The following is a 15,267-nucleotide window of genomic DNA, read 5'->3' on the forward strand; positions in this document are numbered from 1 at the left end:
AGGACCTGTATTGGGGATATAACATATGGTTTTAATTGATACTATAGCGACTAACAAAATAGGAGATTTAGAATATAGGGCAGGACGAGTGTTTCCTTTTGGGGCAAGTGTGGTTGAGAATGGAGTAAATTTTAGTATTTATTCTAAAGAGGCTACTTCCTGCACTCTTGTTTTATATCATCATGGCGCACTTAATCCATTTGTTGAAATAGAAATTCCAAGCAAGTTCAAGACTGGAAATGTTTATTCTATCATGGTGTTTGGGTTAAATGTTGACACTGTAGAGTATGGGTATCGTTTTGATGGGCCTTTTATTCCTGAAAAAGGGCTTTTATTTGATAAAAGCAAGGTACTGCTGGATCCTTATGCAAAATCCGTTTCTGGAATCAGTGTATGGGGAAAGAAACCTGATGAAAAAAATACATTCATACAAAGAGGTCAGATTATAAGGGAAGATTATGACTGGGAAGGTGACAATCTCCTTGGTTATAACATGAACGAACTTTGTATATACGAAATGCATGTCAGATCATTTACTATGAATGATAAAAGCGTAAGGCATAAAGGAACCTTTTATGGCCTTATAGAAAAAATCCCATATTTAAAAAAGCTTGGTATCAATTGTATTGAACTTATGCCCATTTTCGAGTTTAATGAATTTGAAAATGAGCGAGAGTACAATGGAAATCGCCTTCTGAACTATTGGGGATATTCTACTGCATGTTTTTTTGCTCCAAAAGCCGGGTATGCAGTATCTTCAGTTTTCGGAATGGAGGCAGATGAATTAAAAAATTTGATTAAACAGCTCCATAAAAATGGTATAGAGATTATCCTTGATGTAGTGTTTAACCATACAGCTGAAGGTAATGAGAACGGACCATATATTTCATATAAAGGAATAGATAATAGAACTTACTATATGCTGACACCGGAAGGGTATTATTACAATTTCAGCGGTTGCGGCAATACTTTTAATGGAAATAATGCGGTTGTAAGAGTTATGATTCTTGATTGCCTTAGATACTGGGTTTCTTCATACCATGTTGACGGCTTTAGATTCGACCTTGCATCTATTCTAACGAGAAATAGTGACGGAACACCTATGTTTTCACCACCTTTACTGGAACTTTTGGCTAATGATCCTGTTTTGGGGAAAGCGAAGCTAATTGCAGAAGCATGGGATGCAGGTGGTTTATATCAGGTTGGAAGCTTTCCCTCCTGGAATAGATTTTCTGAATGGAATGGTAAATACAGGGATTGTATAAGAAGGTTTATTAAGGGAAGCGCTGAGGATGCGACAGAACTCTATTGGAGAATTGGCGGTTCTAAAGATATTTATGGCGATAGAGGTTCAACAGCTTCTGTTAACTTTGTTACATGTCACGACGGATTTACTCTTTATGATATGGTTTCATATAATGACAAACACAATGAAGCAAATGGTGAAAACGGATGTGACGGATCAAATGACAACAACAGCTGGAACTGTGGAATAGAAGGAAAAACAAATGATGAATCAGTAAATACCCTTAGAATGAGGCAAATAAGGAATGCATTTACAATTCTTCTTACAAGCCGCGGAGTTCCAATGATTCTATCTGGGGATGAATTTGCCAATACTCAGTTTGGAAACAATAATGCTTATTGCCAGGATAATGAGGTATCGTGGCTTGACTGGAGCTATTTAAAATTAAACAAAGCTCTTTTTGAGTATGTAAGAAACCTTATAGAATTTAGAAAACGTCATCCTGTACTTAGGAATACGACTTATGATGAAGCTCCTAATGGAACAGGATATCCTGAGCTTTCTTTCCATAGTGAGATTCCTTGGGAATACGATATTTTAGCTCCAAGGTTAGTGTTAGGGTACATGTATGCAGAAGACCACGTTAAGTATGGTTTAAAAAAAGATTCTTTCATATATGTCGGAATAAATGCACATTGGGAAGAACATGTAATAGAACTTCCTATTATACCTTCTGGGATGAAATGGCATTTGGCAGCAGATTCCAGAAAAGGAGTAGCAAATGCTAATGCCAAGATAATATTGTGCGAAGAAGGACATGTGCTTTTAGAATCAAGAAGTGCTATCGTGCTTATAGCAAAATGATGACAAAAACTATAGGTTATTGTTTCTATATAGTCCGTTTTACTGTTTGTATATTTCGTCGCAGACACGCTTTCGCTTGATTATAAACGTAGTGGTACGTAATGCGCTAAAAAACAGCGCATAAGTACCAACGTTTATAAACAGTTCTGCTCATGAAATATTACAAGCCAGTAAAACTCATTTATCAAATATAAGTAACAATAAAGTATGACTTCTTGTCACTTACATTCAGAAACTCGCATTTACTGCGAGTTTCGTGAGAACAAAAGTCAAGCGGCAAACTGGTCCAAGGCGAAGCCTTTTTAAATGGCCAGTTTGCGTAGTTTTTGGAACGTAGTGACAAAAAACTATGACTTCTTGTCACTTACATTCAGAAACTCGCATTTACTGCGAGTTTCGTGAGAACAAAAGTCAAGTGGCAAACTGGTCCAAGGCGAAGCCTTTTCAAATGGCCAGTTTGCGTAGTTTTTGGAACGTAGTGACAAAAGTCATAGCTAGAGTTGACAATCTTTTTTTTAGATTTTAAAATGAACATGTTCAGTTTATAAATGGGTGCTTATGTTATGTATACAGCTTACATGTTGTAAGTTTTTACCGACATGTAATGTTAATCAAACGGGAGGGTGTATGCCAAAGATTATTATGCATATTCAGGAGCAGATACTGATTCAGGCTGAGAAGATAATTGATGAAAAGGGTTCAGGAGAGCTTACGATTAGAAGCGTTGCTAAAAGCTGCGGAGTAGCTGTCGGGACTATTTATAATTATTATTCGAGTAAAGATGCATTAGTTGCAGGAGTAATTATAAGAAGATGGGACAAGTCCAAAAATAAGATAGATTATAGTATCGATGCAGCATGTTCTTTTGAGGAGGGAGTCAGGAGCATATTTATAATTCTTAATGAGTTTACTCTTGGCAATAGGAATATATGGCTTGAAACAACGTCATCTAAGCAGAGTTCTGATTATTACCACAAATATCACACGAAGCTTTCTAATGAACTTGCTTTTTTTATAAGTCGGTTATTAAATCGTTTTCCAAAAGAAAAAGAGAATATGCTAAAAATTGGTGATATCGAGAAGACAATTTGTTTTATATCAGAGAATATATTGCTATGCGTAGGGAATACTAAGATGGATATCGATATTCTTATTAATCTTATTTCTAAAAAATATTTATTATAATTGCGTCTGATTATAATTGTGAAAGTATTACTGTACGAGCATTATTGTACGAACAAGAAAATGCTGACAAGTTTTTATGGGAGGGTGCATACACAGTGAAAATATTATTGGCAGGTCCTTTTGGACACTTAGGACAGGAAATATTGAAAAGACTAATTGCTGACGGGCATGAAGTGGTAGGTCTTGGAAGAAACTCTAATAAAGAGATGGAAGAGTTTGACAATTTTACTTTTGTTAAAGCTAACCTTATGGATTCTGATTCTATAAAAGGATGCTGCAAAGGTTGCGACATGGTTATTTCAACGGTCGGTCTTACTAAAGCCTCTGCAGTTGTAAATGCATACGATGTTGATTATAAAGGCAACATGAATCTTTTAAAAGAGGCTAAGGAGAGTAATGTGAAGAAATTTATCTTCATATCAGTTGTACATGCAGATGAGCATAAGGAAATACCACTGCTTGATGCTAAGGCAAGGTTCGAGAAAGAGCTTATGGCATCCGGAATAGATTATCTTATCTATCGTCCATCTGGTTATTTCTATGACATAGTACATGTATTAAAGCCTATGGTAGAAAAAGGTGTTATTACACTATTAGGGAAAAAATCCGGAGTCTGCAATGTGATAGATACAAGGGATCTTGCGCAGTACATTGTCGAAAACCTTGATTTTAATGAAAGTAAAATAATATCAATAGGCGGCAAAGAAATCTATGATTATGATGAAATAGCAAAGATGTGTTTTGACGCAGCTAAAAAGCCATGTGTCGTTAAGAAAGCACCAAGGTTTCTGTTCGATATACTTATTTTGATAAATGATATAAAAAAAACTGGAAAGGCAGATATCATAAGGTTTAGTAAGTTCACGTTAACTGCTGATCTTGTGGGCGAGCAGAAAGTTGGAAGTCATAGCTTTAAAGAATATATAGAGGAGGAGTTTTCTTTAACATGAGTATTAGTGAACTTGGTATTATTTTTGTTGTAGCACTTGTGTGCAGTTGTTGCGGATTTTACAAATATGTCTGGTTTATGTCGATTGGATACGGTCTTGCAGTTGCAGGAATAGGGGTATCTTTACTTTTTATGTTTGGAAAAAGCCTAACGATAGGGACACTATTACTATGTATGGTCATGATTATGTATGGAACAAGGCTTTCTTCTTTTCTTTTTGTAAGAGAGATGAGGAATAAAGCCTATCAAAAAGTACTTGCTAAGGTTTCAAAAAGTGATAAAAAGATGCCTTTTTTGGTAAAACTTATTCTTTGGTTTTTGTTATGTGGTATGTATGTTCTACAAACTATATGTGTATATAGTAGGTTCGCCCATAAAGTCGAAGATAGCATGATTGTGTATATCTCAGCATTTATTTCACTAACAGGCATAGTAATTGAATCACTAGCTGATTTAGAAAAATCTAATCAGAAAAAACTAAGAAAAGATATGGTTGCAACTAAGGGATTGTATAAATATGTCAGATGTCCTAATTACAATGGGGAAATCATATTTTGGACCGGAATATTTTTAAGCGGAATAGGTGCTATTCATGGATATGTAGAATGGACTATGGCTTTTATTGGTTATGTACTGATTCTGTATGTTATGTTCGATGGTGCAAAGCGTCTGGAAAAACGTCAGAAAGAAAACTACGGTGAATTAGAAGAGTATTGGGATTATGTGGATTCTACTCCTATTTTATTTCCTTTTGTACCAATCTATCATTTGAGCAAAACTGCAAGAAGATAAGAAGTCAGTATTTTGTATAGCTTAATGCATAAAGTATGAGGGATAGGCGTTATAGTATTAAAGAGTATAACGTCTGGAGGAATTAATCATGGAAAAAAGTATTGTTGATGGGTATGAAGACTTTACGCTTAGTCTTGCTATAGTGGATGCTATTCCGGTTATGCTATTTAGTTTATGCTGTATATGCATGGGAATAAAGATTGATAATAGTGTATTCTCTATAGGAGCATTTCTTACAATAACAGGAGGATTGTGTAAAGTTATGTGGAAGTTTTTACTGGCTACCAAAAAGAGAGATTATCATTTTCTTAATAGACCTCTTTTTATAGTATTCATGCCAATAGGGATGATTATTGTATGTATTGAAGTTTTTATATATTTTAGATTATATGGCTTTGATAAGCTTTACATGTTTCCGACTTGTATTTTTCTTACATCAGGAATTCTTGGACTTGTCGCTATGACTCTATTTTTTAAATTTCATAATAAAAGCGATGTTAGAAATAACTGGATTGAACAATTTACGAATATATTTGCTCAATTTATGTTCTTGATAGTGGCTGTAATCATTTTATTAGACAACAGATAACGAAATAATGTATAATTGGATATGTAATAACAAATATGAATAAAGGGGAAGTTTTTGGCTTCTCTCGTTGTAGTGTAATTAAAATATTGCAGAATAAATTTAGTTCTATGACTACTTTCTGAAGTTTAGAAAAATTATCAGCAAAAATCCTGATACTCGGATTAAAATTTTTCTGATGATAAGTTTTGGTCTGGTATAGTTATAGCAACATAGCATAAGATGGAGGTCATTTAATAATGGCAGATAATCTTGGTATTATTACACTAGAATCTTTTTCAAAACAGGCAACGCGAATTAATAATATTTTGTGTGAATGGCGAAATGCTGACAACTTTATTATTCCATCCAAATGTCCGAGATTTAGTAGCGGTGAAGGAAAATGTGTATTGGAAGAATCTGTCAGAAGCAAAGATATTTATATTCTTGTCGATATATGTAATAACTCCATTAAGTACAAAATGGATGGTGATTACAATCGCATGTCACCAGATGATCATTATCAGGATTTAAAAAGAGTGATTATGGCATGTAATGGTAAGCCGCAGAGAATAACTGTAATAATGCCTTTTTTGTATGAGGGAAGGCAGCATAGAAAGACCTGCAGAGAATCTCTGGACTGTGCCATGATGCTCAAGGAACTTGAAAACCTTGGAGTTAATAACATTATTACCTTTGATGCACATGATCCTAGAATGCATAATGTTCTTCCTCTAGGCGGAATAGAGATTATATCGACAGCCCTACAGTTTACTCAGGCTTTTTTGACAGAATATGAAGATGTTGAAATAAATTCAGAAAAGTTGATGTTCATAGCACCAGATGAAGGAGCTACGGAAAGAGTAGTTTTTTTTGCATCACTATTTGGTGTGAATATGGGAATGTTCTATAAAAGAAGAGACTATGCCAATATTGTGGATGGCGTAAATCCTATCGTGGCACATGAATTCTGCGGTGGAAGTCTTGATGGAATGGATGCGATTGTGGTGGATGATATGATAGCATCGGGTGGAAGCCTTATAGATGTGTGTCGTCAGATAAAGGAGCGCGGTGCACGAAGAGTTTTTGTTTTTTCTTCGTTTGGACTTTTTTCAAGCGGATTTGACAAGATTGATAAGGCTTATGAAGAAGGTCTTTTTAATAGGATATTTACGACTAATCTTGTATATCAGAAACCTGAGTTGTTAGAAAAAGAATACTATTTTAGTGTAAATATGAATAGGTATATAGCTGCCATTATCGATACCTTGAATAAGAATCAGTCTATGCAGCAACTAAGTAAACCTGAAAAGAGAATAAGAGAGACAATTGCAAGATTCAAAGGGAGCTCACTATGAAAAAAGAATCTGTAACAGTAGCACTAGCGTATGTTGGAGTTATAGTCGGAGCAGGTTTGTCTTCTGGACAGGATTTGCTTCAGTATTTTATAAGCTTTGGTAAAATAGGAATTTTTGGAGCGTTTCTTCTAGGTGTGCTCAATGTTTTGTTTGGCCGGATCATTATAACGTTGGGGTCATATTATCAGTCTTCGAGCCACAAGGAAGTCTTTGAACAGATTACTACACCTATTTTAAACAAGATAATCGACTTTACTTTGATAATCTCTAGCTTCGTCATGGGATTTGTCATGATAGCAGGTGCTGGTGCCAATGTTAAACAGCAGTTTGGCATTTGGTCATGGCTTGGTGCGCTAATTTGCTCAGCTCTAATAATCTTCGTCTCATTCCTTGATTTTGAAAAAATAACAAATATTCTTGGTATATTCACACCTATCATAATCGTTATTATTCTTGGCCTTATGCTTTTTTCTCTTGTTACAAAGCCTCTTGATTTTGCACTTCTTGATGTTGAGGCAAGGACTATTAAGCCTGCGCTTCCTAATGTGTGGCTATCTGTAATTAATTATTTTTCCCTTTGTGTATTAACTGGCGTTTCTATGGCATTTGTACTGGGCGGTTCTATAGTTAGAATCGGCGTAGCGGAAAAGGGTGGAACACTTGGTGGTGTCCTTATAGGAATTGTGGTATTTTGTGCTACGATTACTCTTTTTACAAATATTGACGTGGCTTCTTCTGCAGAAATTCCAATGCTGATGATAATCAATCAGATTAGCCCAGCTCTTGCGTTTATCTATGCGGTAGTTATTTTCGCACTGATATTTAATACAGCGTTTAGCCTTTTCTACGGACTTGCTAAGAGATTTGCAGGTTCTGACAAGAAAAAACTTCAGAAATACATGATTATTATCGTAGGCGCCGGATATATATGTAGCTTCGGAGGATTTAAGAATCTTGTGGCATATATGTATCCAGTGCTTGGATATATGGGAGTTGTCCTTCTAATAGTACTGTTATTGGCATGGTATAGAGAAAAAGGTAGTATAAATAAAGAAAAGCATATCCGCAGAAAGATGATATGGCTTCATTTAAAAAAGCACGCTAAAGGCGTTCCATATACCAAAAAAGATCAGGAACAGTTCGAAAAGTTAAGTAAGCAGTCGGTTGCAGATACCAAGGAACTGCAGAGCGATGTCAAAGACTATGTGCATGACATTATTAATAGCCCTATTGACGAGAAAGAGTTTGCAAAAAAGGAACTTAAGATTGATAAGAAGTAATGTAGGGTCTTGATATAACCTGTTTTACTGTTTGATTTCATTGCAGACATAATTTTCTGTTTGCAGGAATATTAGGGAGTCATTATCTGATATGAGAAAAAAGTGCAGAAAGATAATAGTATTAATGCTACTAGGATGCAGTATTTTTCTTTTTAGAGATTCTATTTGTGAATCAAAAAAAAGTGCCGCAGCACTACAGGAACAAAGGTCTATTACTGTTGGCGTGCCTATAGATAGGTGTCCTGTTTTCTATATCGATGATTCTAATAAAATCGTTGGGATTGGTGCCGAGCTTATGAAAGCTGCCGCCTTAGAGGCGGGACTTGAGGTGTCGTTCAAAAGCCTTGATGGACTTACTCTCAAAGAGGCACTTGATAGTGAAGAATATGATGTAGTAATGCCTTTTGGAAGTGCTATTATAAGCGCATCTGGTAAAAAAAGCATAGTTACTGCCAATTTTATGCAGACTCCTTTTACTCTTGTTACTGATGGAGAAAAGGAGCTTTCTTCGCTTAACAACCTGCGCGTTGGAATGCTTAAATCTCTTGGAGGAGCAGCGGAAACTGTTCATGAGCTTTATCCGGGGATGGAAATTATACTATATGATTCAATGGCTGATAGTGTGAAGGCTCTTAGAAATAATAAAGTGGATTGCCTATTGCATAATTCCTATGTCTGGAGCTACGTGCTGCAAAAGCCTTCTTATCATAATCTTGTTGTGCAACCTGCGCTTATGTTCTCTATGGATTTCATGGCAGGCGCAATAGATAATTCTGATAATAGAGTTCTTATCGACAAGCTTAATAAAGGTATATCTACTCTTAATGAGAATTATATTCAGTCAGTTACGCTGGATTATACATCCAGAAAACTTTACAGATACGATTTGGAAGACTATATCTACGAATACGGAATTATCGCATTTCTTGTTGTTGTCCTGATTGTATCTATCTTAGTAATAGCAAGAGAGAAAATCAAGAAGGAAAAGAGACATCAAGAAGAAAAGCTTAATAATCTTATAAACACTGATTCGCTTACAGGTGTTCTTAGCATGGATGGTTTCCGTAAAAAAGCTGAAGAACTTATCAGAAATCATCCGGAAATCCCATATATGATTTCTTTTAACAATATCAATAACTTTAAATTTATCAATGATAGTTTTGGATGGGAATGGGGAGATGAACTCCTTAAATTTTGGACATCCAAGTCTTTAGCATCTCTTTCAGAATATGAAGTAATGGGTAGAATAACCGGTGATAGATTCGCTGTTTTGAGAAAAATCGGTGGTGATGAAGACATGAATAGTGATAACGAGGAAATAATTACACCTATTAGAAATTTTTTCATAGACAGAGGAAAAGAGTATCAGATTCAGATTTGCAGTGGCGTGTATGTACTTACACCTGAAGATTATAAGAATATTGATATTGATCGAATGCTCGATTTTGCAAGAGTAGCTGAGAAAAAAGTTAAAGCCACAAGGAAAGACGGATTTTCTTTCTATAATCCTGAGCAATGGGAAAAGGGAAAAAATGTAGTTGAAATTTGTAATCATCTGCCGGTTGCACTAAAATCAGGTGAAATACAGGTGTGGTACCAACCTCAGATTGATTATTCTAAAGGAAAAATAGTAGGCGCAGAAGCTCTGTGCAGATGGAATCATTATAAACTGGGATTTATCTCTCCGGCTAAGTTTATTCCACTACTTGAAGAAGCTGGAATTGTAGTCGATTTGGACTCTTATGTCTGGGAACAGGTATGCAAGGATTTGCAGAAGTGGAATGAACAAGGAGACCATAGATATGTATCTGTGAACCTCTCTAGATTGGATATCAGAGAAGGATGGGATATCGCTGACCATTTTAATACACTTGTAAAAAAATATGATGTTGCAACAGACCAGCTCAGAATCGAAATAACAGAGTCCGCTTTTGCAGATAATCCCAAGATGCTGATAGATAGCATTATCAAACTCAGAAAGTATGGCTTCAGAGTTGAAATAGATGACTTTGGAAGCGGTTATTCGTCACTTCATATGTTAAAGGAAGTCCCAGTTGATTGCATCAAGCTAGATCTCCACTTTTTGTCAGGAACAGGCAATATGGAAAAAGGCAATACAATCATTAGGTATGTAATCCAGATGATTAAAGCACTTGGAATGGACCTTATCGCTGAAGGTGTCGAGACCAGTGAACAGGCTAATTTTTTAGAGAATAAGGGATGCTCTGAAATGCAGGGGTATTTCTTCTATAAACCGATGACTAGGAATGAGTTTGAGGTGTTGTTTTAGGGGAGAAGAGTGAAGAATTGAGTGTTTTTGCAGTATAATATAATTGTTGTTTCGTGAAAATAAACTTAAGTATTTATGAACTGATGTTTAATCATATTTGTGTTGGATGGAGAGGTGTTTTATGGGATATACAATAGGACTTGATTTAGGAGTAGCTTCTGTTGGATGGGCAGTTATTAATGATAACTATGATGTTGTCGAGTCATGTTCTAATATTTTTTCATGTGCTGATTCTACTAACAATGTAGAAAGAAGAGGTTTTCGTCAGGGAAAAAGGTTATCTAGAAGGCGCAGGACAAGAATTGATGATTTTAAAAAGATGTGGATTAAAGCTGGTTTTACTATTCCTGAGGAAGAATTAAATGAAGTTCTTAGGCTCAGAATAAAAGGTTTAAAGGAGCAGCTTAATGATAATGAGATTTTCTATGTCCTCCTTAATAGTTTGAAACATAGAGGTATTTCATATTTAGATGATGCTGATGATGGAGATGTATCAGATGAGTATTCTAAGAGTATAGCTTTTAATGAAAATCTTTTGAAATCAAAACTTCCATGTGAAATACAGTTAGATAGATTGGAGAAATATGGGGCATATAGGGGAAATATTTCAGTATCTGATGGAGAAAATACTATTACTTTAAGAAATGTATTTACAACAAGTGCCTACAGAAAAGAAATCGAAAAGTTTTTATCGGTTCAAGCCTGTTTTAATAATATGATTACAAATGATTTTATAGATATATATTTGGATATTTTTAACAGAAAAAGAGAATACTATATTGGTCCTGGTAATGAAAAATCCAGAACTGATTATGGGGTTTATACAACTCAAAAAAATGAAGATGGAACTTATCATACAGAGGCAAATCTCTTTGACAAATTAATTGGTAAATGTAGTGTTTATACATATGAAAGAAGAGCAGCAGGTGCTTCATATACTGCACAGGAATTCAATCTGTTAAATGACCTTAATAATTTAACAGTTGAGGGAAGAAAGTTGACAGAAGAAGAAAAACATCGAATTATTGATATTGTAAAGAGTTCCAAAAGCATAAATATGAGAAATATTATTGCCAAAGTTGTAGGCGTTAAGGCTGGCAACCTTAATATGACTGGTGCAAGAATAGATAAAAATGACAAAGAGATATTTCATTCTTTTGAAGTATATAATAAGCTTCGTGAAGCTTTAAAATCTATCGATTTTGATATTAATATAATGTCGATTGAAGATTTAGATTTGATTGGAGAAATTCTGACATTAAATACAAATAGAGAATCTATTCAAAAAGGTTTTGATGATAATCATTTAAAGCTTCCGAGTGATGTTATAGATATTATCATTGATGTAAGAAAGAAAAACAGTTCTTTGTTTAACAAATGGCAGTCTTTTGGAATACGAATTATGAAAGATCTGATTCCGGAATTGTATGCTCAGCCCAAAAATCAGATGCAGCTTCTTACTGATATGGGGATAGTTAAATCTAAAGATGATAGGTTCATAGAATACGATTTTATACCTGCGACTCTTATTACCGAGGAAATATATAATCCAGTGGTATCTAAGACTGTAAGAATCACAGTTCGTATTCTTAATTCTCTTATCAAAAAATATGGTTATCCAGACCGTATTGTTATTGAGATGCCTAGAGATAAAAATACAGATGAAGAAAAAAAGAGGATAATAGATTTTCAAAAAAACAATGAAAAGGAACTTGGTAGTATTATTAAGAAAATTAAAGCGGAATATGGAATAAGTATTACTGAGGCAGATTTCAAAAATCATAGCAAATTAGGTCTTAAATTGAGACTTTGGAATGAACAACAAGGAATATGCGTTTATTCAGGAAGACCAATTAAAATTGATGATCTTCTTAATAATCCAAGCTTATTTGAAATAGACCATATTATTCCTTTGTCTATTTCTTTTGATGACAGTAGATCAAATAAAGTCTTGGTGTATTCTACAGAAAATCAAGATAAGGGAAATCGAACTCCTATGTCATATTTATCTAATGTTAATAGACAATGGGATTTTCATGATTTTATGAATTATGTGCTTAGTACTTACAAAGGAACAGTTTATAACAAAAAACGTCAAAATCTTCTTTTTTCAGAAGATATATATAAGATTGAGGTTTTGAAAGGCTTTATTAATCGCAATATTAATGATACTAGATATGCGTCAAGAGTTGTTTTAAAAACCTTGCAGTCGTTTTTTGCTGTTAAAGAATGTGATACTAAAGTTAAGGTCATTCGTGGAAGCTTTACACATCAGATGCGAATGAATTTGAAGCTTGAAAAGAACAGAGAAGAATCATATGTTCATCATGCTGTAGATGCTATGTTAATAGCCTTTTCGCAAATGGGTTATGATGCATATAAAAAACTTACTGAGAATTATATAGACTATAGTAATAATGCTTATATTGATAAAAATGGTTTCGAAAAGCTTATTGATAAAGATATTGCTTATCGTGAGGAAACTTACCAGAAAAAGTGGATGACGATTAAGAAAAATATCGAAATCGCCTCCGAAAACAATAAATATTGGTATCAGGTAGACAGAAAGTGTAATCGAGGATTATGTAACCAAACGATATATGGAACTAGGAAGTTTGGCGACAAGATTTTTAAGATAAGAAAGCTGGATATTAGGACAGATGACGGTATTGATAAGTTTAAAAAAATGATTACAAGTGGGAAAAAAGATAACTTTTTAATGTTCAAGAATGATGCAAGGACTTTTGAATGGCTTATGCAAATATATAAGGATTATGCTGATGCTAAAAATCCGTTTCTTCAATATGAAATTGAAACAGGAGATACGATAAGGAAGTATTCAAAGAAGGATAATAGCCCAAGAATAAAGTATTTAAGATACATCGATGGCGAGGTAGGAAGTTGCATAGATATCTCTCATAAATATGGTCATGAAGAAGGAAGTCGGAAAGTAATTCTAGATTCATTAAAACCTTATAGGATGGATGTATATTACAATAATGGTGATAAAAACTATTATTTTGTAGGAATAAAGCAGTCGGATATTAAGTGTGATGGTAACGAATATGTAATAGATGAAAATAAATATGCGAATGCACTTATTCAAGAGAATATGCTTCCTTTGGGTAAAAAAAGAAAAGACCTAGAAGAGTATGGATATGAATTTAGACTTTCCTTTTATAAGAATGAGATTATAGAGTACGAAAAGAATGGAGAGATTTTTACAGAACGCTTTTTGTCTAGAACCAAGCCAAAACAAAGAAATTATATTGAAACAAAACCCATCGATGCAGCAAATTTTGATAAAAGACATTTAGTTGGGTTGTCAAAAACAAAAATGGTTAGAAAAATACGAACCGATTTACTCGGAAATAGATATTACTGTAACAGTGAAAAGTTTGAGACGATTTTAGGGAAAAAATAATGATAGGTTATACTTGCTAAATTGGTCGGATTGGATTAAACTAATAGTAGGTTTAGAAGTTTTCAAATCACTTAATTTCTCTAGACCTACTAAAACAAGGCTTTATGCCGAAATCAAAGGATGCCGACGGGCATCCTTTTTTCTTGTAGTGATATTTAAATGATAACAAGCTATTATTGGAGGTGCTATATGGCTTATAGAGTGGTAATGCTCGAAAGTGATGTGTCACTTCGATTAAAGTATAATAATCTGTTAATTGATAAAGGTGAAGGCGATATTTGGATTCCGTTAGAGGATATTTCTGTTATTGTTGTTGATAATTTAAAAACTAATTTTACAGCAAGATTAATGAGTACACTTGCGGATTATAATATATCTATGATTATATGTAATCTTGAACATTTACCGATTGGTTTGTTTGGAGCGTATGATAATCATAGTCGGGTTTCAAAAATAATACTAACTCAGATAAATAAAGATAAAGAATTCTATGATTCATTTTGGAAGCAAATAATTGTTAAAAAAATAGAAAATCAGAAAAAAGTTCTTTTAAAAAATGATTTTTCTAAAGAGGTAATTGAAAAATTAGATAATTGGTCAAAAGATGTTGATGATGGAGATCCAACTAATAGAGAAGCACATTCTGCGAAAGTTTATTTTAATACACTGATGTCTGCATCTTTTTCTAGAGGTAACGAAGATATTCTTTTGAATTCGGGGCTAGATTATGGATATGCTATTATTAGGGGATAACAAGTAATAGTAATGTGTATTTTATTTTTTCTACAAGTCTGCATGGTTATTTTTATTATTCGAATGAATCACTCAAAAATGTAAATATTATAAATGATGATGTTTTCTATATAGGTGAAGGTGAGCATATAAAAAAGTTCATTAGTGATAATTATCCACTTAACTTTGAATGTACAGATGATGAATTAGCAAGTATTTTAGATGATATTGTTCATTATATTGGTCAAAGTAATACTTTGATAGATTTAAAAAATCAAGTAGTTTTAAAAATGTTAAATAAATCAGTTAATATCAAAGAAAAATGGATCAGGGCAAGTAATCCAGAAATATCATATATGACAAGTTAATATATGTTATAATTGAAGAGGAAGGAGGCTTTTGAAATGTTAAAAGTGCTTGTTAGAAATAGAAGACGTTCTATATCTAGTATGCAAGGAATGAGGTACTACTATATTTGATATTTTAGTACCTAGAGAAATTAAGTGATTTGAAAACAGGAACATATATTATTCTTTCGAAAGCTTCATTTTAGTACCTAGAGAAATTAAGTGATTTGAAAAC

At 33.8% G+C, this 15,267-nt stretch carries 11 protein-coding genes; all 11 read left to right on the forward strand.

Features of this window, described 5'->3' with window-relative positions:
- Positions 1–25 precede the first annotated feature (25 nt).
- The 11 genes from glgX (at position 26) to csn2-St (ending at position 15,053) form a co-directional block, all read left to right on the forward strand.
- Positions 26–2,110, forward strand: a complete 2,085-nt coding sequence (gene glgX / locus G634_RS0117305; RefSeq protein WP_026506321.1) for a glycogen debranching protein GlgX — start codon at positions 26–28, stop codon at positions 2,108–2,110.
- A gap of 627 nt (positions 2,111–2,737) precedes the next feature.
- Complete coding sequence (locus G634_RS20660) at positions 2,738–3,295, forward strand: TetR/AcrR family transcriptional regulator (protein WP_051234261.1); 558 nt, start codon at positions 2,738–2,740, stop codon at positions 3,293–3,295.
- Positions 3,296–3,390: 95 nt separating this feature from the next.
- Positions 3,391–4,245 carry an SDR family oxidoreductase gene (locus G634_RS0117315; RefSeq protein ID WP_026506322.1) on the forward strand — a complete coding sequence of 285 codons (855 nt, stop codon included), beginning with the start codon at positions 3,391–3,393 and terminating at the stop codon, positions 4,243–4,245.
- Positions 4,242–5,036: a DUF1295 domain-containing protein gene (locus G634_RS0117320; RefSeq protein WP_026506323.1), complete on the forward strand. Its 795-nt coding sequence runs from the start codon at positions 4,242–4,244 to the stop codon at positions 5,034–5,036. Before G634_RS0117315 ends, G634_RS0117320 begins: the two co-directional genes overlap by 4 nt.
- Positions 5,037–5,124: 88 nt before the next feature.
- A complete protein-coding gene (locus tag G634_RS0117325) occupies positions 5,125–5,625 on the forward strand; it encodes a hypothetical protein (protein ID WP_026506324.1) in 501 nt (166 codons plus the stop codon).
- A gap of 236 nt (positions 5,626–5,861) precedes the next feature.
- Positions 5,862–6,959 carry a ribose-phosphate pyrophosphokinase gene (locus G634_RS0117330; protein WP_051234263.1) on the forward strand — a complete coding sequence of 366 codons (1,098 nt, stop codon included), beginning with the start codon at positions 5,862–5,864 and terminating at the stop codon, positions 6,957–6,959.
- Complete coding sequence (locus G634_RS0117335; RefSeq protein WP_026506326.1) at positions 6,956–8,239, forward strand: YkvI family membrane protein; 1,284 nt, start codon at positions 6,956–6,958, stop codon at positions 8,237–8,239. Before G634_RS0117330 ends, G634_RS0117335 begins: the two co-directional genes overlap by 4 nt.
- A gap of 91 nt (positions 8,240–8,330) precedes the next feature.
- A complete protein-coding gene (locus G634_RS0117340; protein WP_035800675.1) occupies positions 8,331–10,529 on the forward strand; it encodes an EAL domain-containing protein in 2,199 nt (732 codons plus the stop codon).
- A 121-nt stretch (positions 10,530–10,650) separates the two neighbouring features.
- Positions 10,651–13,953: a type II CRISPR RNA-guided endonuclease Cas9 gene (gene cas9 / locus G634_RS0117345; protein WP_026506328.1), complete on the forward strand. Its 3,303-nt coding sequence runs from the start codon at positions 10,651–10,653 to the stop codon at positions 13,951–13,953.
- A gap of 189 nt (positions 13,954–14,142) precedes the next feature.
- Positions 14,143–14,706, forward strand: coding sequence for a type II CRISPR-associated endonuclease Cas1 (gene cas1, locus G634_RS19940; protein WP_051234265.1), 564 nt, complete (start codon positions 14,143–14,145; stop codon positions 14,704–14,706).
- A 14-nt stretch (positions 14,707–14,720) separates the two neighbouring features.
- A complete protein-coding gene (csn2-St, locus tag G634_RS0117355) occupies positions 14,721–15,053 on the forward strand; it encodes a CRISPR-associated protein Csn2-St (RefSeq protein ID WP_026506329.1) in 333 nt (110 codons plus the stop codon).
- The last annotated feature ends 214 nt before the right edge of the window (positions 15,054–15,267 follow it).

Origin of the sequence: Butyrivibrio sp. NC3005 (assembly GCF_000424545.1) — a bacterium.
Classification (GTDB): domain Bacteria; phylum Bacillota; class Clostridia; order Lachnospirales; family Lachnospiraceae; genus Butyrivibrio.

Excerpts from the sequence above, each read along its gene's own strand:
- glgX (WP_026506321.1), top strand. The coding sequence starts at position 26 with ATGGTTTTAATTGATACTATAGCGACTAACAAAATAGGAGATTTAGAA.
- G634_RS20660 (WP_051234261.1), top strand. The coding sequence starts at position 2,738 with ATGCCAAAGATTATTATGCATATTCAGGAGCAGATACTGATTCAGGCT.
- G634_RS0117320 (WP_026506323.1), top strand. The coding sequence starts at position 4,242 with ATGAGTATTAGTGAACTTGGTATTATTTTTGTTGTAGCACTTGTGTGC.
- G634_RS0117325 (WP_026506324.1), top strand. The coding sequence starts at position 5,125 with ATGGAAAAAAGTATTGTTGATGGGTATGAAGACTTTACGCTTAGTCTT.
- G634_RS0117330 (WP_051234263.1), top strand. The coding sequence starts at position 5,862 with ATGGCAGATAATCTTGGTATTATTACACTAGAATCTTTTTCAAAACAG.
- G634_RS0117335 (WP_026506326.1), top strand. The coding sequence starts at position 6,956 with ATGAAAAAAGAATCTGTAACAGTAGCACTAGCGTATGTTGGAGTTATA.
- G634_RS0117340 (WP_035800675.1), top strand. The coding sequence starts at position 8,331 with ATGAGAAAAAAGTGCAGAAAGATAATAGTATTAATGCTACTAGGATGC.
- cas9 (WP_026506328.1), top strand. The coding sequence starts at position 10,651 with ATGGGATATACAATAGGACTTGATTTAGGAGTAGCTTCTGTTGGATGG.
- cas1 (WP_051234265.1), top strand. The coding sequence starts at position 14,143 with ATGGCTTATAGAGTGGTAATGCTCGAAAGTGATGTGTCACTTCGATTA.